The following is a 19602-nucleotide window of genomic DNA, read 5'->3' as shown; positions in this document are numbered from 1 at the left end:
AGGCGCGGACTCAGCCGGCGACGCCGGTCAGCTCGACCGTCGGGTGCGGCAGAGTTGTCTCCGCCACGGTCCGGCCATCGGTCAGGTTCACCGCGACCAGTCGCCGTGCCGCCGGATCACTGACGTACGCAATACCGTCCTGAATGTGCAGATTCGGCATCGGCGACTGCCATTCGTCGGGCTCGGTCCAGGGGCCCACAACCTTGATGTGCGCGGTGCGCCGGGCGCTGACCGGGTCGAAAACATGCAGGAACCCGTCGGTGCCGAGGATGATCGCCTCACCCTTCGGTCCTCGGTCCAAGGACCGGAAACTGTAGCTGGTGTCGATCGGCACCACCGTGATGGCGCCCGTGGCGGTATCGGTGAGGGTGAACCGGCGCGGGCGTTCCAGCACGGCCTTCGGGTCGGTCTTGTAGTCCCCGAGGATCACCGATGAGGTGTCACTACCGGCCTGGTTGCCGATCCGCCCGTACGGATCAGGGCTCGCGACCTTACGGATGTCGTTGCCGCGCACCAGGAGAACGCCGTCCTGACAGCCGAAGAGGAGGCTGCCGTCGGCGGCAGCGGCCTCCCCGTGCAGACCTGGGCATTGATCGCTGATCGCGACCCGGTGCCCGCCGGCATCGAGAATCTGTGCGCCGGAACGGGTTTTGTCGTCACCAACGCTCAGCACGATGCTGCCGTCGGCGCGCGCTACCGCCACACCGTGATGCGGCGTGGCGGTAGTTGCATGGTGCGCATCGCCGTCGCCATCGAGCAGCCGGTCGGGATCGACGACGTCGACCGCGCCGGTGCTGTCGGTGAACAACGTCAGCCGGCCATCGTGGGCCACCACATGGCCAGGTTCGGAGCCGCCGAATCGGATGTCGGTGAGCCGCGGACCGGCGGTGTAATAGTGCCGGTGATCGCCGTGCTGGTCGGTCCAGGTGCCCATGTCGAGGACCGCGAATCCGTCGGACCGGGAGACCAGGACGTGCCTGCCGTTGGCGGCCGAGTTCAACCGAACAAAGCCGTCCATCGGGATATCGGTCGCCTGCTGCAGGGTGGCAGCGTCGAGGACGAGCACACCGCCGTCATAGCTGAGCGCCAGGCGCGGAGTGGCGCCGGCACGTTCGGTGGACCGGCCGACCTGAGGTGACTGCGCCGTCGGCTCCGTCGCTGTGGCACAGCCCGCGGCCAACAGCGTCAGGGATAGTGCTGTCAGAGCTCGTTTCGCCAACATGGCGACGAGTCAAACAGTTATTGAAAATGATTGTCAATTGGCGATGTGCGCATGTATCTGGTTGCCGCACAACGAAAAACTCCCCGGCTCTGTTGAGCCGGGGAGCTTTCTCGTACTTCGGTTAGGCGTTGCCGGCGAGCTTCTCGCGCAGCGCCGCCAACTGGGCGTCGCTGGCCAGGGTGCCACCGGTCGACTCCTCGGAACGCGAGGACGAACCGCTGGTCGCCGGACGGGCAGCTGCCTCGGCGTCGGCCGCGGCGAACTTCTCCATCTGGGCGGTGTGCATCTTGTGGCGACGCTCGGCCTCGGCGTACCGGGCCTCCCACTCGTCACGCTGCTTCTCGAAGCCTTCCAGCCATTCGTTGCTGTCGGCGTCGAAGCCCTCGGGGAAGATGTAGTTGCCCTGCTCGTCGTAGCTGTCGGCCATGCCGTACTTCGACGGGTCGAACTCCTCGGTGTAGTCCTCGTTGGCCTGCTTGAGGCTCAGCGAGATGCGGCGACGCTCCAGGTCGATGTCGATGACCTTGACCATCGCGTCGTCGCCGACCTGGACCACCTGGTCCGGGACCTCGACGTGGCGCTCGGACAGCTCCGAGATGTGCACCAGGCCCTCGATGCCCTCTTCGACGCGGACGAACGCACCGAACGGCACCAGCTTGGTGACCTTGCCCGGGACGATCTGGCCGATCGCGTGGGTGCGGGCGAAGTGGCGCCACGGGTCTTCCTGAGTCGCCTTGAGCGACAGCGAAACCCGCTCGCGGTCCATGTCGACGTCGAGCACCTCGACGGTGACCTCGTCGCCCACCTGAACCACCTCGGACGGGTGATCGATGTGCTTCCAGGACAGCTCCGAGACGTGCACCAGGCCGTCCACGCCGCCCAGGTCGACGAACGCGCCGAAGTTGACGATCGAGGACACGACACCCTTGCGGATGGCGCCCTTGGTGAGCTGGTTGAGGAACTCGCTGCGGACCTCGGACTGCGTCTGCTCCAGCCAGGCACGACGCGACAGGACCACGTTGTTGCGGTTCTTGTCGAGCTCGATGATCTTGGCCTCGATCTCCTTGCCGATGTACGGCTGCAGATCGCGGACACGACGCATCTCGACGAGCGATGCGGGCAGGAAGCCGCGCAGGCCGATGTCGAGGATCAGGCCGCCCTTGACGACCTCGATGACGGTGCCCTTGACGGCCTCGTCCTTCTCCTTGAGCTCCTCGATGGTGCCCCAGGCGCGCTCGTACTGAGCCCGCTTCTTGGACAGGATCAGGCGGCCTTCCTTGTCCTCCTTGGTGAGAACGAGGGCTTCGACCTCATCGCCCACGGAAACGACCTCGTTGGGGTCGACGTCGTGCTTGATGGAAAGTTCGCGAGAAGGAATGACACCTTCGGTCTTGTAACCGATGTCGAGCAGAACCTCATCGCGGTCCACCTTGACGATGGTCCCTTCGACGATGTCGCCATCGTTGAAGTACTTGATGGTCTTGTCGATAGCGGCGAGAAAGTCCTCGGCCGAGCCAATGTCGTTGATGGCTACTTGCGGCGAGGTGATGGAGGGACTTGGCATGTGTTGGGTGGCTCCGGACAGGTTGAATCGTAGGGACAGAATGGTTTGTGTTTCATGACGCGTCGCGGCGTTACCGCCGAACGTTTCACACGCACCCGTAGCCCATGTGGACACAGGTACTTGTTGAGGGTACTAGACCCGTAGACGCAGGCCAAACGCGGTCTACTCCGCTGCAGGGGAATGTCGTTCCGGGCCGATATCCTGCGTGTCGTGTATCCCGCCCCGTCGCCCGTACCGCCGCCGTACCCGTATCTGGCGCCGATGCCGCGGCGAATCCGCAAGGTCGGTGCGCCCCTCGGCGTGATCATCGGACTCGGTGTGCTCGTCGGTTGCCTCCTGATCCTGACCACCCTCACCAACCCGATCGGCATGACCATCGGGTTCGTGCTGGCCAGCATCGCGACGGCGCTGGTGCTGCTGACCTACCTGTGGTTCGACCGGTGGGAGCCCGAGCCGCCGCGGCTGCTGATCTTCGCGTTCGTCTGGGGCGCCTCGATCAGCGTCGTCATCTCGGTGCTGCTGGAGACGCTGTCCACACCCCTGCTGGGCAAGGACGGCTTCGCGGCGATGGCCATCGGCGCGCCGGTCATCGAAGAGGCCGCCAAGGGTGTGTTCCTGCTGCTGATGATGACCGGCCGGCGCCGCAACGAACTCAACTCACTGACCGACTGCCTGGTCTACGCCGGGTTCGTGGCCGCGGGCTTCGCGTGGCTAGAGAACATCTTCTACATCGCCATGGGCGAGAACATCGCCCACTCCCTGCTCACCGCAGCACTGCGGCTGATCATGGGTCCCTTCGCGCATCCGCTGTTCACCAGCATGACCGGCATCGGCGTGTACCTCGCGCTGCAGCACCGCGGCGCCGGCGCGAAGGTGCTGTACATCGGACTCGGCTACCTCGCCGCAGTGGTCATGCACATGTTGTGGAACGGCTCGACCGTCGTCGGCGCCGGGGCCTATTTCGCGGTCTACCTGTTCTGGATGGTGCCGATCTTCGCGCTGGCCATCGTCACCGGAGTGCTGGGCCGCCGCCGGGAACAGCGGGTGGTCGCCGAGAAGCTGCCCGGGCTCGTCGCCTCCGGCCTGATCACCCCGAACGAGGCGACGTGGCTCGGCTCGATGCGCACCCGCAAGGGTGCGATCGCCGCTGCTGCACGGTTCGGCGGCGCCGCGGCCGGGAAATCGGTGAAGGAATTCGCCGTACAGGTCGTCGACTTGGCGTTCGTTCGGGACCGCATCGACCGGGGCCTGGCCGACCAGCGGACCTATCAGCTGCACGCCGAGGAGGCGTACTGGTTGACCGCCACCCGGGCGCAGGCTCCGGTGCTGCAGTGGTTGGCCAACTACCGGGCGGTGTGACTTAACCGTTTGCGCGGGTCAGCGATACTTCTTGCATGCTCGCGCATCTTCTCGACGTCCTGCCGGCGTTCCTCGTCGCGTCGGTGATCCTGGCCGCGCTGCCCGGACCGGCGACGGCGCTGTTCCTGCACCGCTCGGTGCGCGACGGCCGCAAGGCCGGCCTGGCGGCCGTAGTCGGCAACGAGATCGGTATCTGCGGGTGGACGCTGGCCGGCGGCGGCGGACTGTCGATCCTGCTGACGGCCAACCACTGGCTGTCGTTGGCGCTGCACGTCGTCGGGGCCGCGATCATGATCTGGCTCGGCATCAGTGCGTGGCGCAGCGCGAAGCACCCCACCGACATGGCGGTGGCCCTGCCACCGCGCGGACGGACCCCGGCTGCGGCATTCCGCGCGGCGCTGGTGTCCATCGCGGCCAACCCGAAGGCTGCGGCCTTCGGCATCGTGGTGCTCCCCCAGTTCCTGCCGACCAGCGGCCCGGTGCTGCCGACGCTGCTGGTGCTCGCCGCCATCCAGCTGGTCATCGACACGTCGTGGTGCGTCGGCATCGTCCTCGCCGCGGATCGGGCCCGAAACGTCCTGAGCCGCACCCACATCCGTCAGCGCATCGAACGTGCCATGGGCGCGATCCTCGTCGCGCTGGGTCTGGGCCTGGCCGCCGACGCCTAGCGGGCCACTCGAGAGGTGAATGTCCCGTGGTAGCTCATCGGCACGTGGAACGGTAGCCACGCCTCGGCGATCGGGCCGTCGGCGATTCTCGCGGCGTCGAAAATCATCAGCCGGCTGCGATGCCCGGACTCCTGGTACCCGACGGTGAGCACCCAGCCGTCGTCCTCGCCCGTACTGCCGGGGCGCGGGACAAATGCGGGCTCCACCAACATGTTTCCGTCAGGACAGTAGATCTGGTCGGCCCCGGTCTGGTGGTCGATGCGGGCAATGCCCTGCCCGCCGAAGCGGCTGGGATCCTGCAGCACGACATAGGAGTAGCGCTGTTTCAGCGTCGAGCGCCGCTGATCGATCTGCGGGAACTCGCACCCGAAATCGGCGAGCGGCTCGCTGCGAACCCGCCCCGATCCACTGATCCGGAAACGGGTGAGCACAACGGGATCCGGTCCACCGGCGGCGAGTTGCGCACCGTCGGAACGAATGTGGGCGGTGTAGTTCTTCATGCCCGCGAAGGAATGCGGTGCGAATCGGGGTAGTTCGACGACGACATCGTCGCCGTCGTCGTAGGCATTGGTGAAGTGCCAGTGAAAGAACGGCTCGGCCGCGACTGTGCGCACCGGCCCGCCGTCGCGCGGCGCCAGCACGAAATACGCCGGCTGGTCGGCGTCGAAATGCATGGAGTCCCAGAACGATGCGTACCCGGTGAGCGCCAGCGGGTTGATCCGCAACGGCGAGACGACGAAGACGGCGTAGCGCTGCGTCAGCGCCATGTCGTGGACCAGTCCCAGGCCCGGCAGCGGCACCGCCCGCTGGTATCGGGTGACCCCGTGCGCATCGGTTTCATAGAGCCGCAGCCGCGGGCGCGGCACCAGCTCGGAGGCCAGCTCGCGCAGCCGGCGGCTCCGCCCCGGTCCGCGCAGCACGCCACGCAGGTCGAGGCGCGGAAAGTACGGGTCGAAACCGAAGTTCACCTTGGTGTCGGACACCGGGTCGTAGGTGTAATGCGCCGAGTACGCGGCGACCGGACCTTTCAGTGCCCCACCGAGATCGCACATGCCGATGGTCTCGAGGGTGTCGAGATCCAGCTCGTGCGGTCGGCCACCCTCCCACAACGCCAGCAGCCGGTCGGCGTTGATCATCACGTTGGTGTTGGCGGTGTTGGTCGGCAGCCGAAAAGCGTTGGCGCGCAACCCACCCGGACGTTGATAGGCCATCCCGCGACCGGTGGGCCGCCCGGCCTCGAGCGACCGCTGGTAGTGCCGGGTGCGAACGAACTTGTTGCGAAAGCGAACGCCGTTGCCGTCCAACACAAATGCGCTCACCATGCCGTCGGTGTCGAAGATGCTCTCGATCCGTTCCGATCCGATGTTCCATCGGCCGGCGCCGTTGCGGTACAACGTGCCGATCAGCTCGGCGGGTAGCGCCCCGGTGATCTCCGTGACGGGAAGGTCGAACTCCCCGTTGATGTCATCCCAATACCGCGATGCGGTGATTTCGATGTCCGCTGCGACCATAAAAGACAGTGTGTCTTTATTCGCGCCCGCCGTCAATGGTGGTGATGTCGGCGGCCACGAAAGGTAGCGCGGCCCCACCGTCCCAGCACAGTGCGGTGAGGTGTTCGACCAGCTCCGGGCGCGACATCGTGCCCGCGCGACACCACCATTCCGCGGCCGTCACCGCAGACCCCACGATCGCCCGCGACCACGGCGCGGCCGCCGCGCGCCCGGCCGGCGAGTCGGAGGACGACGCCAGCATGTACTCGACCGCGACCGCCAATTGCTCGAAAACACTTGTCGCCGGATCACTGTTCAGCGCGCGGTTCAGGTTCGGTTCGTCGGCGATCCAGCCGCAGATGACGTCGAAGAACAGCGCCATCCGCTGCCGCAGGTCGGTCGAGCCCGCGGCGCGGCGGGTGATCTCGCCGAGCAGCCGGTGGGCGGTCCGCTCACCCAGCGCCGCCAGCAGCGCGCCACGGTGCGGATACATGGCATAGACCGCGGAGCGGACGAACCCGGCTTCAGCGGCGATCTCCGAGAGACCGACCCCTGGTCCGTCGCTGCGGATGATGCGTTCGGCCGCGTCGAGCAGTACGGCCCGGCGCTCGTCGGGGTCGACGCGCGAGCCGACCGGCCGACCACGACCACGTTTCTCCGACGCCACGGCGCTAGCGTACGAGGGACGCCGCTAGTGAGCGGCAGCATCCCAGCTGGTGCCGTAACCGACCGACACCTCGAGTGGCACGTCCAGCGGGTAGGCGCTGCCCATCTGTTCGCGCACCAGGGCCTCGAGCGTGTCCCGCTCGCCATCGGCCACTTCGAACAGCAACTCGTCGTGCACCTGCAGCAGGACCCGCGACTTCAGCCCGGCGGCCTTCATCGCGCTGTCGACGTTGATCATCGCGACCTTGATGATGTCGGCGGCGCTGCCCTGGATAGGTGCGTTGAGCGCGGCCCGCTCGGCGGCCTCGCGGACGTTGCGGTTGCTGCTGTCGAGTTCGGGCAGGTAGCGCCGGCGTCCGAGCACCGTCGAGGTGTACCCGTCCTTCCGGGCCTGTTCGACGACGGAGTGCAGGTAGTCGCGCACCCCGCCGAACCGGTCGAAGTACTGGTCCATCTGCTGCTTGGCTTCTTCGGTCGAGATCTTCAGCTGCGATGCCAGTCCGTAGGCCGACAAGCCGTAGGCCAGGCCGTACGACATGGCCTTGACCCGGCGGCGCAGCTCCGCGGTCACTTCTTCGCTCGGCACGCCGAACGCCCGCGACGCGACGAAGGTGTGCAGGTCCTCGCCGGTATTGAAAGCCTCGATCAGACCGGCATCGCCCGACAGGTGCGCCATGATGCGCATCTCGATCTGGCTGTAGTCGGCCGTCATGAGCTCGGTGAAGCCCTTGCCCACGACGAAGGCTTCGCGAATCTGCCGGCCGGCCTCGGTGCGGATCGGGATGTTCTGCAGGTTCGGCTCGGTCGACGACAACCGGCCGGTGGCCGCGATGGTCTGGTTGAAGGTGGTGTGAATCCGGCCGTCGGATGCCACCGCGTTGAGCAGCCCGTCGACAGTGACCTTGAGCCGGGTGGCGTCGCGGTGTGCCAGCAGATGCTGCAGGAACGGATGCCCGGTCTTGTCCAGAAGTGATTGCAGCGCATCGGCATCCGTGGTGTAGCCGGTCTTGGTGCGCTTGGTCTTCGGCATCTCGAGCTTGTCGAACAGCACCACCTGGAGCTGCTTGGGCGAGCCCAGGTTGATCTGCTCACCGATTGCCGCGTAGGCCGCCTCGGCGGCGTCGCGGATCTGGTCGGCGAACTGGCTCTGCAGACGGCCGAGCAGTTCGATGTCGACGGCGATGCCGGCGTCTTCCATCGCGGCGAGCGCCCGCTGCACGGGCAGCTCCATCTGGCCGAGCAGCGCCAGCGAGTCGATCCGGGCGAGTTCCACATCCAGCGCGTCGGCCAGATCGCCGACGGCCGCGGCCCGGATGATCAGGGCCTGGATGGCCTCGTCGTCCACCTCGTCGGGGTCATCGAGCAGCGAAAGCTGTTGCTGTTCTTTGCCTTCCGCGCGCAGTTCCCGGCCCAGGTAGCGGACCGACAGGTCGTCGAGGGCGAAGCTGCGCTGCCCGGGACGGACCAGGTAGGCGGCCAGCGCGGTGTCGGAGGTGACGCCGGCGAGCTGCCAGCCGCGGCCCAGCAGGTCGTGCCACGCCAGCTTGGCCTCGTGCAGTGCCTTCGGCGGGCCGGGGTCGGCGAGCCAGGACGCCAGCGCGGCTTCGTCCTCGGCGTCCAGGCGCGCGGTGTCGATGTAGACACCTTCACCGCTGGCCGACACGATGGCGACCGCGGTGGCATCCGCATCGAACGCCTTGTGCGTGCCGTTGACGGCCATGCCGAAGCGGCTGCCGTTGCTGTGCTCGGCCAGCCACGCCGCCAGGGTGCCCGGCTCGAGCAGGCCGCCGCGCACGTCGAAGCCGAGTTCGACCTCGGGCTCCACCGGCGACAGGGTCTCGAACAATCGGTCACGCAGCACCCGGAATTCCAGGTCGTCGAACAGTTGGTGAATGCGGTCGCGGTCCCAGGGCTGCACCCGCAGCCCCTCCGGGGTGTGCGGCAGCGGTACGTCCTTGACCAGGTCGGTCAACTCGCGATTGAGGATGACGTTGGAGAGGTTGGCGCGCAGCGAGTCGCCGACCTTGCCTTTGACCTCGTCGACGTGGTCGACCAGAGCCTGCAGCGAGCCGTACTGGTTGATCCATTTGGCCGCGGTCTTCTCGCCGACGCCGGGGATGCCGGGCAGGTTGTCGCTCGGGTCGCCGCGCAGGGCCGCGAAATCCGGGTACTGCGTCGGGGTGAGCCCGTACTTCTCGACGACCGCGTCCGGGGTGAAGCGGTGCAGGTCGCTGACACCCTTCTTGGGGTACAGCACTGTGACGTCGTCGCTGACGAGCTGCAGCGAGTCGCGGTCGCCGGTGACGACCAGCACCCGGAAGTCCTCCGCCTGGGCCTGGGTGGCCAGCGTGGCGATCAGGTCGTCGGCCTCGAAACCCTCCTCGGCCAGCACCACGATGCCGAGCGCCCCCAGCACCTCTTTGGTGATGTCGATCTGGCCGCGGAACTCGTCGGGAGTGGCGGCACGCCCCTCCTTGTACTCCGGGTACTTCTCTTTACGGAAGGTCTTGCGGGACACGTCGAACGCGGCGGCGACGTGCGACGGCTTCTCGTCGCGCAGCAGGTTGATGAGCATGGCGGTGAAGCCGTAGACCGCGTTGGTGGTCAGCCCGCCCTGGGTCTTGAAGTTCTCGGCGGGCAGCGCGTAGAACGCCCGGAACGCCAGTGAATTGCCGTCCAGCAGCATCAACGTTGGCTTGGTGGTGGGCGGGGCGTCCGTTGCGGTGGGGCTCACGGCCCTAACTCTATTCAGCCGCACCGACAGCCAGTAACCGCCGCGCCATGTTCACCAGCTCGCGGGCCGCGGGGCTCATCGGCCCACCGGCCCGCCACGCGAACACCAGCCGCCCGCGCAGCGCCGGCATCAGCGTGATGAGGTGCAGATCGGTGCGTGACCGCACCATCGATTGCGGCAATACCGCGACCCCCAAACCCCGCGCGGCGAGGTCGGCCAGGGCATGCGGGGTGCTCGCCTCGAACGCGACGTGCACGTCGACGCCGACGTCGGCGCAGGCCCGGTCGAACTGGTTCCGGATCCCGGCGCCGACGGGCAGCGCGATGACAGCGCGGCCGGCCAGGTCCTCCAGCCGCAGGGTGCGGCGACCGTGCCACGGATCATCGAGCGCGACCGCAGCCACGATCGGCTGGTCGGTGACCACCACGGCCGCGAGCCCGGACGGCAGGTCGGCGCCGACCGACACGATGGCCGCGTCCAACTGCCCGGTGCGGATGCCCTCGATCAGCGCGTCCGAATTGGCGGTGCCGAGCGTGATGTCGACGTGCGGGTGCGCCTCGTGGAACTGAGCCAGCAGGCTCGGCATGTCGACGTCGTGCGCGGTGACCGTGCCGATGGTCACGGACCCCCGCACGAGGTCGCTGAGTTCGGCCACCGCCGTGCGCGCATCGGCGGCCGCGGCCAGGGCCGCCCGCGCGTGCGGCAACACTGCCTGCCCCGCCGCGGTCAGCTGAACCTCACGTCGAGCGCGATCGAACAACGGCTCCCCCAGCTCGCGCTCCAGCTTGGCGATCTGCGCACTGACCGCGGGCTGCGCGACGTGGATGCGTTCGGCGGCCCGCGTGAAGTTGGCTTCCTCGGCAACCGCGACGAAGTACTCAAGCTGCCGTAGTTCCATAACTGATGATTATAGTTTGTGGACCTTATCGGTATTGGACTTATGGTTCTGTCGCGCCGAGGCTGGACTCATGACACAGCTACTCATCGCCGGCGCCGGTATCGGCGGACTCACCACAGCCCTGACCCTGCACGCCCGGGGGTTCGACGCGCTCGTTCTCGAGCGTGCGCACGACCTGCAGCCGCTCGGTGTCGGGATCAACCTGCTGCCGCACGCGGTGCGCGAACTCACCGCGCTCGGCCTGGGCGACCAGTTGAACGCGATGGCCGTGGCGCCGTCGTCGATCCGCTTCTACAGCCACCGCGGCGACCTGTTGTTCACCGAACCGCGGGGGCTCGCGGCGGGCGACGCCTACCCGCAGCTGTCGGTATACCGCGGCCGGCTGCAGATGATGCTGCTGGCCGCGGTGCGCGAACGCCTCGGTGCCGGCGCGGTGCGCACCGGCAGCGGGATCACCGGATTCCGGCAGAGCGCCGACGGCGTCGTCGCGGAATCGACGGCCGGCCCGGTCGCCGGTGCCGCACTGATCGGCGCCGACGGCATCAATTCAGTGGTGCGCGCGGAGCTACATCCGGGCTCCGACCCGTTGCTGTCATCGGGCATCACGATGTACCGCGGGGCCAGCGACATCACGCCGTTCCTGGACGGGCACACCATGGCAATCATCAAGGCCGACAACGGCGTTGATCTCATCACCTATCCCATCGGCGGCGGTCAGGTGAACTGGGTGCTGCAGGTCCCCACCGGGCCGCCCGGCCCACTGCAGGGCGACGCAAAGTGGAACGCGCCCGCGACGGCGAACGACGTCTTGCCGCACGTGTCCGGCTGGGACCTCGACTGGCTCGACATCGACGCGCTGATCGGCCACAGCCCGGCGATGTTCAGTTACCCCATGGTCGACAAGGACCCGTTGCCGCACTGGGGCGACGGGCTGGTGACACTGCTCGGCGACGCCGCTCACCCGATGTACCCCGTCGGGGCCAACGGTGCGTCGCAGTCGATCGTGGACGCACGCGTGCTCGCCGACGAACTGGCGACCCACGGCCTCGCCGGGTTGCGCAGCTACGAGCAGGCGCGGCGCACCGAGACCGCTGACGTGATCGCCGCCAACCGCGAGATGCACGTCGCGGGAGCGGCGCGAACCTCAACGGAACTGGCACGGGTCACCACGCAATACCGGACCGAGACCGCGACAAGCACCCGGTCATGAGCGCAAGATCACGGGACGGCTCAAGTCTCTTTCCCGGTGTCCGGGAAAGAACTGCAACACGTTTCAGTTTCTTCCGATCGCCGGTTACTCTGAGCTGGTGCCAGGAGTGACGGACGCCGGGAGTCAGCCGGCAATCGAAGGTTGGTGGGACACCGACGAGAGCGGTGCGCCGCACCTCATCGGGGCCAAGTGCCCGCAGTGCGGGACATATGTCTTCCCGCCCCGCGCCAACAACTGCCCCAGCCCGGCTTGCGACAGTGACGTGCTTGAGCCCGTCGCGTTGTCGCGCCGCGGCACGGTGTGGAGCTACACCGAGAACCGGTATCCCCCGCCGGCGCCGTACCCGGCGTCCGATCCGTTCGAGCCGTTCGCCATCGCCGCCGTCCAGCTGGAGGCCGAAGGCCTCATCGTGCTGGGCAAGGTCGTCGAGGGCACGCTCGCCGCGGACCTCAAGGTCGGCATGGAGATGGAACTGACGACGATGCCGCTGTACACCGATGCCGATGGCGTCGAGCGGACCACCTACGCCTGGGAGATCGCCAAATGAGCACTCCAGATCCCTTGTACATCCTCGGTGCGGGCATGCACCCGTGGGGCAAGTGGGGCCGTGACTTCACCGAGTACGGCGTCGTCGCCGCCCGCGCCGCGCTGGCCGAGGCCGGCCTGGACTGGCGTCAGATCCAGCTGGTCGCCGGTGCCGACACCATCCGCAACGGCTACCCCGGCTTCATCGCCGGTTCGACGTTCGCCCAGAAGCTGGGCTGGAACGGCGTGCCGGTCTCGTCGTCGTATGCCGCGTGTGCCAGTGGCTCGCAGGCCCTGCAGAGCGCCCGGGCGCACATCCTGGCCGGCTTCTGCGACGTCGCGCTGGTCATCGGCGCCGACACCACGCCGAAGGGCGCCTTCGCCCCGGTCGGTGGCGAGCGCAAGAACGACCCCGACTGGCAGCGCTTCCACCTGCTGGGCGCCATGAACCCGGTGTACTTCGCGCTGCTGGCCCGCCGCCGCATGGACCTGTACGGCGCCACGTCCGAGGACTTCGCCCAGATCAAGGTGAAGAACTCCAAGCACGGTCTGAACAACCCGAATGCCCGCTACCACAAGGAGGCTTCGGTCGAGGACGTGCTGGCCAGCCCGGTCGTCTCCGACCCGCTGCGGCAGCTGGACATCTGCGCCACCTCGGACGGCGCCGCCGCGCTGATCGTGGCCAGCGCCGAATTCGCGCGCAAGCACCTCGGCTCGCTCGACGGCGTGCCGTCGGTGCGCGCGATCAGCACCGTCACGCCGCAGTACCCGCAGCACCTGCCCGAATTGCCGGACATCGCAACGGATTCCACCGCGGCCATCGCCGGACCGGACCGGGTGTTCAAGGACCAGATCCTCGATGCGGCGTACGCCGAGGCCGGCATCGGCCCCGACGACGTCAACCTCGCGGAGGTCTACGACCTGTCGACCGCTCTCGAGCTCGACTGGTACGAGCACCTTGGCCTGTGCGCCAAGGGCGAGGGCGAGCAGCTGCTGCGCTCCGGTGCCACCACCATCGGCGGCCGGGTTCCGGTCAACGCCTCGGGTGGTCTGGCGTGCTTCGGTGAGGCCATCCCGGCCCAGGCCATCGCGCAGGTGTGTGAGCTGACCTGGCAGCTGAAGGGCCAGGCCACCGGCCGCCAGGTCGAAGGCGCCCGCGTGGGCGTGACCGCGAATCAGGGCCTGTTCGGCCACGGTTCGTCGGTGATCGTCGCGCGCTAGTTTTCCGGGCCGCCGAACGTGACGAAAATCCCGAGGAATTTCCGATTCCTCGGGATTTTCTGCACGCTGGGCCAGTGATGATTTCGGTCCGCGTCAAGCCAGGCAGTCGCAAAGGGCCGTTGGTCGAGACCGACGACGACGGCACCTTGGTTGTCTACGTCCGTGAGCAAGCCGTGGACGGCAAGGCCAACACCGCGGTGATCCGGGTGCTCGCCGAGCATTTCGGGGTGCCGAAGTCGCGGGTGGAGTTGGTGTCCGGCGCCGCAGCCCGGATCAAGAGGTTCCGGGTCGACGAGTAGCGCGGGGATACTGCTGTCATGCCCCGCATCACCGCAGTCCTCGGCGATATCACCCAGCAGGATGTCGATGCGATCGTCAACGCCGCCAACAACGCCATGCGTGGCGGCGGTGGCGTCGACGGTGCGATTCACCGGGCCGGCGGACCGGCCGTGCTGCGGGACTGCATCGACCGCTTCCCCAACGGTCTGGCCACCGGTGACGCCGGCTGGACGACCGCCGGCGCGCTTCCGGCCCGTTGGGTGATCCACACCGTCGGGCCGAATTACCGCGCGGGCCAACGTGATCCGGAGTTGTTGCGGTCCTGCTACCGCCGCTGCATCGAAGTCGCCGACGAACTCGGCGCGCGCAGCGTGGCCTTCCCGTTGATCAGTGCGGGTATCTACGGCTGGCCGTTGGACGATGCCATCGCGATTGCCATCGACACGGTCGCCGCGGCCGGCGGCACCGTCACCGATGTCACGTTTGCGGCATTCAGCGACGACATCTACGACCGGATCCAGCGACATTTGCGCTAGGTCCCTACGCCGAGAGTGTGGCTCGGCAGCCCACCCTCTCGACGTAGGAGCCGGGCCGCACACGGCCACCTATCGAGCGGTCAGGCCACGCCCAGGTAGGCCGCACGAATGCTGTTGTCCGACAGCAGCTCGCGGGCCACGCCCTCGCGGGTGATCCGCCCGGTCTCCAGGATGTAGGCCCGGTCCGAACGGCTCAGCGCCTGCTGCGCGTTCTGCTCGACCAACAGCACCGTGGTGCCCTGGGAATTGATCTCGGAGATGATGTGGAAGATCTGCGAGATCACCTTGGGCGCCAAGCCCATTGACGGCTCGTCCAGCAGCAGCACCCGCGGCCGCGCCATCAGCGCCCGGCCGATGGCCAGCATCTGCTGCTCCCCACCGGAGAGGGTCCCGCCGGCTTGCGAACGCCGCTCGGCCAGCCGCGGGAACGTCTCCAGCACCCAGTCGAGCCGCTCGCGGTACTCGGCCTTCGAAGCGAACTTGCGCCCGTAGCAGCCCATTTCGAGGTTCTCGATGATCGTCATGCCCGGGAAGATGCCGCGTCCCTCGGGTGCCTGGATCAGTCCGGCGGTCACCCGACGATGCGCCTTCATCTTCGAGATGTCCTCGCCGTCGAACCACACCGAACCCGCCGACAATGGCAACAACCCCGACAGCGCGCGCATCATCGTGGTCTTGCCCGCGCCGTTCGACCCGAGCAGGGTGACCAGCTCACCCTGGTGCACCTGCAGCGAAACCCCGTGCAGCGCCTGGATTCTGCCGTAATGCACCGAGACGTCCCGAACTTCCAGCAGGACCTGGTCAGAGTTCGTCATCGGGCACCCCCAGGTATGCGGCGATGACCTTCGGGTCCTCGCGAATCTCGGCCGGTAGGCCTTCGGCGATCTTGCGCCCGAACTCCAGCACCACGATGCGGTCGGTGACGCCCATGACCAGGCGCATGTCGTGTTCGATCAGCAGCACGGTGTAGCCATCGTCCCGGATCGCCTGGATCAGTTCGATCAGCGCCGACTTCTCGCTCGGGTTGAAGCCTGCGGCGGGCTCGTCCAGGCACAGCAGTTTCGGCTCGGTGGCCAGGGCCCGCGCGATCTCCAGTCGGCGCTGATCGCCGTAGGACAGGTTCCTGGCCTTCTCCTCGCCGCGGTGCGCGATCCCCACGAATTGCAGTAGCGCCGTGGCGCGTTCGATCGCGTCGCGCTCCTCCCGCCGGTGCCGCGCCGAACGCAGGAGCGCACCGGGCACCGATGTCTTGTGCCGGGCGTCGGTGCCGACGACGACGTTCTCCAGCGCGGTCATCTCACCCCACAGCCGGATGTTCTGGAAGGTGCGAGCGATGCCACGCCGCGTGATCTCGTGGCGCTTGATCTTGCCGAGCGGCGCGCCGTCGAACATCACCGAACCGGACGACGGCCGGTACACGCCGGTGATCGCGTTGAAACAGGTCGTCTTGCCGGCACCGTTGGGACCGATGAGACCGAGAATCTCGCCGCGCCGGATATCGAACGTCACGGCATCGAGAGCGGTGAGTCCACCGAACTTGACGGTGAGATCAGTTGTCGCCAAGAGCTTTTCGCCCTCCGCGACCTGCACGTCACGGTGCAGTGCGGCAAGTTCCTCGTCGGGTGCGGGCTCGATCGGGGCGCTCATGCCGCCGCCTTCGAATCGTCGGCATTGCGCAACAACCTGCGCGCGGACTTGCCGTACGCCAGCAGCTGCTGGCGTACCGGGAACAGACCCTGCGGACGGAAGATCATCAGTACCACCAGCGCCAGGCCGAAGAACAGGTATTTGAGGTCACCGAGGTTGATGCCGAGCAGGTGCACCCCGAGTAGCCGGTTGGGCAGATAGACGATGATGAACGCGCCGATGATCACGCCGAGCTTGTTGCCCTGCCCGCCGAGCACCACCGCACACAGGAACAGCATCGAGTTGATGATGTTGAAGGTCGGTGGCGCGACGTACTGCACCTGGCCGGCATACAGCGCGCCTGACAATCCACCGATGCCCGCGCCGATGACGAACGCCCAGAGCTTGAACTTGAAGGTGTTGACGCCCATCACTTCTGCGGCGTCCTCGTCCTCGCGGATGGCAACCCAGGCCCGGCCCACGCGACTGCGCTCCAGGTTGCCGACCAGCAGCAGGATGCCGATCATGAGGACCAACCCGAGCCAGAACCACCAGGTGCCGTAGTTGGCGTGGCCGGCGGAGTTGCCGCTGGAGAACACGCCATTGGGGAGCCGGTCCGTCTCCCCCACCCGCGGATAGGCGATCTGGTTGAGGCCCCGAGCACCGTTGGTCAGGTCGGAGAGGTTGTCGGCCAGGAGCCGGATGATCTCGCCGAATCCCAGCGTGACGATCGCGAGGTAGTCGCCGCGCAGCCGCAGGGTCGGGATGCCCAGCACCAGGCCGGCCAGCGCGGTGACGGCCATGGCCAGCGGTACGCAGGCCAGCCAGGCCCAGTCCTTGTTGAGGAACCCGTCGACCCCGACCTGGTTCCACGGGCTGTCCGGGCTGGTCAGCAGCGCGACGGTGTAGGCGCCGACGGCGTAGAACCCGACGTAGCCGAGGTCGAGCAATCCTGCTTGGCCCACAACCACATTGAGGCCGATCGCGATGATCGCCACCATCGCGAACTGCGCCATGGTGCCGCCGAAGCTGATGCCCGGGGTGTTGAGGAACGGCGGCGTGTACAGCGGCAGCAGCGCCACCACCGTGAACGCGAGCAGCCCGAAGACCCATTTCGCGGGCCGGCTCTGCTGATCCCACCACTGGCGCAACTGGTCGCCGGGGGCCAGCACGTACCGGCTCCGGCCGCGGGTGCGCTCGTCGCTCATGCTCGTGCCTTCCCGAGACTTTCACCGAGTATCCCGGTCGGACGGATCAGCAGCACCAGCACCAGGAGCACGAAGGCGACCACGTCGCGCCATTGGGTGCCGAAGAATGCCTGCCCGTAGTTCTCCATCACGCCGAGGATCAACCCGCCGAGCAGCGCGCCCCGCAGGTTGCCGATGCCGCCGAGCACCGCGGCCGAAAATGCCTTGATTCCCAACAGGAATCCGCCCGAATAGATGATGCCCTGCGGCACCTTCAAGGTGAAGAGCAGTGCGGCGGCGCCGGCCAGCAGGCCGCCGATGAGGAACGTGGTGAGAATGATGCGCTCGCGCGATACGCCCATGAGGGTGGCGGTCGCCGGGTCCTGGGCGACGGCCCGGATGCCGCGGCCGAACTTGGTGCGGTTGAGCGCGATGTCGGTCAGCAACGCCAGCACGACGGCGGCGACCACGATGACGATGGTGACGTTCGAGATGTTCGCAGAGAAGAGGGTGAACTGGGTCTTGGGCTGCACCAGGATGATCGGCTGTTGCGCATTGCTGCCGCCGAATCCTTTGAGAATCTTCGGCAACACGAAGTGCACGAACTCCTGCAGGACGAACGACATCCCGATCGCGGTGATGAGGAACGTCAAACCGCGCGCATTGCGGCGGCGCAGTGGCCGGTAGGCCACGACCTCCAGCCCGACGGCGGCAGCACCGGAGACCAGCATCGCGACGAGCATGGCAATGCCCAGATAGCAGATCGTCAACCCGACGCCCAGGCTGTAGGCATTACCGCTGGGCTTGAAGCCGAGGATGATCTGCAGCGCGAAGTACGCGCCGAACATGCCGAACATGAAGATTTCCGAGTGCGCGAAGTTGATGAGTCGCAGCACGCCGAACACCAGCGTGTAGCCGACGGCAACCAGGGCATAGATCGCACCCCACGACAACCCGTCAATCGTCAACTGCCAGAACCCGTTCAACAGGTTGTCGACGTTGAAATTGATATTGGCCGCGGTGCACACGTAGTGGCCGACGCAGTCGGGTGTCATCGGGTGGCGGCTCCTCGGTTGTCGCGGTGGTGACTTGTCTGCGAACGAACGACGCGCCCGGCACGGGGTCCGGACGCGTCGTCGTCTGCAGGTTCCTACTGGACCTTGTAGATCCAGATCAGGTTGGTGGTCAGCTCACCCTTGTTGTTCCACTGGTACTTGCGGGCCACACCCTGGCCTTCGTACTTGGTGACGAAGTCCAGCAGCGCGGGCCGGGTGACCGCACCGGAGTCGATGCCCTTGACCAGGATGGTGCCCAGGTCGTAGCCCTCGGTGCTGTAGGTGCCGGGCTCCTGCCCGAACTTCTTGGTGTACTCCTCGGCGAACTGCTTGCTCGCCGGGCCGCACGGGCAGGACAGGATGGCGCCCTTGGTGGCCTCGCCGCCCTGCTTGACGAACTCGGGGTCCTTGGTGCCGTCGGCGCTGGCGAAGGTCGCGGTCACGCCACCGTCCTTGAGCTGCTGGGCGAACGTCGCCGCCTCCGCGTAGTACCCGCTGTAGAAGATCGCGTCCGGTGCCGCACCCTTGATCTGGGTGACGGCGGCCGAGAAGTCCTTGTCGCCCTTCTTGACCGAGATGTTGCACGCCGAATCGGCAACCGGTCCGAGCGTGGTGCGCACGGCGGTGGCCAGGCCCAGGCCGTAGTCGGTGCTGTCGTCGACGACGCAGACCTTCTTGTTCTTGAGCGTGTTCTTCAAGTAGTTCGCGACCGACGGACCCTGCACGCCGTCATTGGCCAGGCCGCGGAAGAAGGTCTTCCAGCCGTTCTCGCTCAGCGTCACGTTGGTGGCCGAGGCGGTGGCGGCGACCAGGCCGGCCTGGTCGAAGACGGTGCCGGTGGCCTTCGTCTCGCCCGAGAAGGCCGGGCCGACCAGGCCGATGGTGAACTTGTCGTCGACGATCTGCGGCGCGATGCCCGTCGCCTTCTGCGGGTCGCCTTCGGTGTCGAAGGTCTTGAGCGTCACCTGGCAACCCGGGTTGGCCGCGTTGTGCTTGTCGATGGCGAGCTGCACGCCGTCCTTGATGTTGATGCCGAGGGCGGCATCAGGACCGTTCAGGGCACCAGCCATGGCGATCGAGACCGGCGGGCAGGTCGCCTTGCCGTCGCCGGCGGGATCGGCGGGAGCCGCGCCCCCGGCGGCCTTGATCTCCGCGCCGTTCTCGTCGATCTGCACCTGCTCCACGATCTTGAGATTCGAGCCGGCGGCGCCGCTCTGCTTCGGTTCGGACTGGCTGCATCCCGCCAGACCGAACACGATCAGACCGGCGCTGCCGACTGCAAGAGCATTCCGAGCTACGCGACTGCGCACGCTTCACCTCCGGGTCATGGTTACGTGGCACCGGACGTGGCCTGACTCTTCG

The 19602-nt window shown here is 67.2% G+C and carries 18 protein-coding genes; 7 read left to right on the top strand and 11 right to left on the bottom strand.

What is annotated here, in order from left to right:
• Positions 1 to 10: 10 nt before the first annotated feature.
• Together aztD and rpsA are read right to left on the bottom strand one after the other, a co-directional pair.
• Positions 11 to 1222, bottom strand: coding sequence for a zinc metallochaperone AztD (gene aztD, locus A7G45_RS29300; RefSeq protein WP_260942128.1), 1212 nt, complete (start codon positions 1220 to 1222; stop codon positions 11 to 13).
• Positions 1223 to 1343: 121 nt separating this feature from the next.
• Complete coding sequence (gene rpsA / locus A7G45_RS29295) at positions 1344 to 2786, bottom strand: 30S ribosomal protein S1 (RefSeq protein ID WP_043399456.1); 1443 nt, start codon at positions 2784 to 2786, stop codon at positions 1344 to 1346.
• A 180-nt stretch (positions 2787 to 2966) separates the two neighbouring features.
• Between rpsA and A7G45_RS29290 the strand changes: the two genes are divergently transcribed.
• Positions 2967 to 4145, top strand: coding sequence for a PrsW family intramembrane metalloprotease (locus tag A7G45_RS29290; RefSeq protein ID WP_377042136.1), 1179 nt, complete (start codon positions 2967 to 2969; stop codon positions 4143 to 4145).
• Between the two features lie 35 nt (positions 4146 to 4180).
• The gene (locus tag A7G45_RS29285; RefSeq protein ID WP_043986004.1) at positions 4181 to 4813 is read left to right on the top strand and encodes a LysE family translocator; all 633 of its coding nucleotides are present in this window, start codon (positions 4181 to 4183) and stop codon (positions 4811 to 4813) included.
• Here the strand turns inward: A7G45_RS29285 and A7G45_RS29280 are convergent.
• Genes A7G45_RS29280 through A7G45_RS29265 form a run of 4 tightly spaced genes read right to left on the bottom strand, consistent with a single transcriptional unit; the run spans position 4810 to position 10601 of the window.
• The gene (locus A7G45_RS29280; RefSeq protein ID WP_260942124.1) at positions 4810 to 6324 is read right to left on the bottom strand and encodes a carotenoid oxygenase family protein; all 1515 of its coding nucleotides are present in this window, start codon (positions 6322 to 6324) and stop codon (positions 4810 to 4812) included. The genes A7G45_RS29285 and A7G45_RS29280 overlap by 4 nt on opposite strands.
• 16 nt (positions 6325 to 6340) lie before the next feature.
• On the bottom strand, positions 6341 to 6970 hold the full coding sequence (locus A7G45_RS29275) for a TetR family transcriptional regulator (RefSeq protein ID WP_260942122.1): 630 nt from the start codon (positions 6968 to 6970) through the stop codon (positions 6341 to 6343).
• Between the two features lie 24 nt (positions 6971 to 6994).
• Positions 6995 to 9655, bottom strand: a complete 2661-nt coding sequence (polA, locus tag A7G45_RS29270) for a DNA polymerase I (protein WP_260942239.1) — start codon at positions 9653 to 9655, stop codon at positions 6995 to 6997.
• A gap of 58 nt (positions 9656 to 9713) precedes the next feature.
• A complete protein-coding gene (locus A7G45_RS29265) occupies positions 9714 to 10601 on the bottom strand; it encodes a LysR family transcriptional regulator (RefSeq protein WP_260942120.1) in 888 nt (295 codons plus the stop codon).
• Positions 10602 to 10671: 70 nt separating this feature from the next.
• On the opposite strand from A7G45_RS29265, the gene A7G45_RS29260 reads away from it, so the two are divergent.
• The 5 genes from A7G45_RS29260 (at position 10672) to A7G45_RS29240 (ending at position 14372) form a co-directional block, all read left to right on the top strand.
• Complete coding sequence (locus tag A7G45_RS29260; RefSeq protein ID WP_260942119.1) at positions 10672 to 11811, top strand: FAD-dependent monooxygenase; 1140 nt, start codon at positions 10672 to 10674, stop codon at positions 11809 to 11811.
• Positions 11812 to 11908: 97 nt separating this feature from the next.
• Positions 11909 to 12358 carry a Zn-ribbon domain-containing OB-fold protein gene (locus A7G45_RS29255; RefSeq protein WP_043398549.1) on the top strand — a complete coding sequence of 150 codons (450 nt, stop codon included), beginning with the start codon at positions 11909 to 11911 and terminating at the stop codon, positions 12356 to 12358.
• On the top strand, positions 12355 to 13557 hold the full coding sequence (locus A7G45_RS29250; protein ID WP_043398363.1) for a lipid-transfer protein: 1203 nt from the start codon (positions 12355 to 12357) through the stop codon (positions 13555 to 13557). The genes A7G45_RS29255 and A7G45_RS29250 overlap by 4 nt, the downstream gene beginning before the upstream one ends.
• Positions 13558 to 13634: 77 nt before the next feature.
• Positions 13635 to 13856 carry a DUF167 domain-containing protein gene (locus A7G45_RS29245; protein WP_043398366.1) on the top strand — a complete coding sequence of 74 codons (222 nt, stop codon included), beginning with the start codon at positions 13635 to 13637 and terminating at the stop codon, positions 13854 to 13856.
• A gap of 18 nt (positions 13857 to 13874) precedes the next feature.
• Positions 13875 to 14372, top strand: a complete 498-nt coding sequence (locus A7G45_RS29240) for an O-acetyl-ADP-ribose deacetylase (protein ID WP_260942116.1) — start codon at positions 13875 to 13877, stop codon at positions 14370 to 14372.
• Positions 14373 to 14452: 80 nt separating this feature from the next.
• On the opposite strand, the gene A7G45_RS29235 is transcribed toward A7G45_RS29240, so the two are convergent.
• From A7G45_RS29235 to A7G45_RS29215, 5 genes are all read right to left on the bottom strand, one after another.
• Positions 14453 to 15187, bottom strand: a complete 735-nt coding sequence (locus tag A7G45_RS29235; protein WP_260942115.1) for an ABC transporter ATP-binding protein — start codon at positions 15185 to 15187, stop codon at positions 14453 to 14455.
• Positions 15174 to 16019: an ABC transporter ATP-binding protein gene (locus A7G45_RS29230; protein ID WP_043398372.1), complete on the bottom strand. Its 846-nt coding sequence runs from the start codon at positions 16017 to 16019 to the stop codon at positions 15174 to 15176. The genes A7G45_RS29235 and A7G45_RS29230 overlap by 14 nt, the downstream gene beginning before the upstream one ends.
• Positions 16016 to 17206, bottom strand: a complete 1191-nt coding sequence (locus A7G45_RS29225; RefSeq protein WP_043398375.1) for a branched-chain amino acid ABC transporter permease — start codon at positions 17204 to 17206, stop codon at positions 16016 to 16018. Before A7G45_RS29225 ends, A7G45_RS29230 begins: the two co-directional genes overlap by 4 nt.
• A complete protein-coding gene (locus tag A7G45_RS29220) occupies positions 17203 to 18240 on the bottom strand; it encodes a branched-chain amino acid ABC transporter permease (RefSeq protein WP_043398377.1) in 1038 nt (345 codons plus the stop codon). Before A7G45_RS29220 ends, A7G45_RS29225 begins: the two co-directional genes overlap by 4 nt.
• A 95-nt stretch (positions 18241 to 18335) precedes the next feature.
• Positions 18336 to 19550: a branched-chain amino acid ABC transporter substrate-binding protein gene (locus A7G45_RS29215; RefSeq protein ID WP_260942112.1), complete on the bottom strand. Its 1215-nt coding sequence runs from the start codon at positions 19548 to 19550 to the stop codon at positions 18336 to 18338.
• Positions 19551 to 19602: the final 52 nt, after the last annotated feature.

This window comes from Mycolicibacterium llatzerense, assembly GCF_025331195.1.
GTDB lineage: Bacteria > Actinomycetota > Actinomycetes > Mycobacteriales > Mycobacteriaceae > Mycobacterium > Mycobacterium llatzerense.
This window is presented reverse-complemented; position numbering and strand designations above follow the sequence as displayed.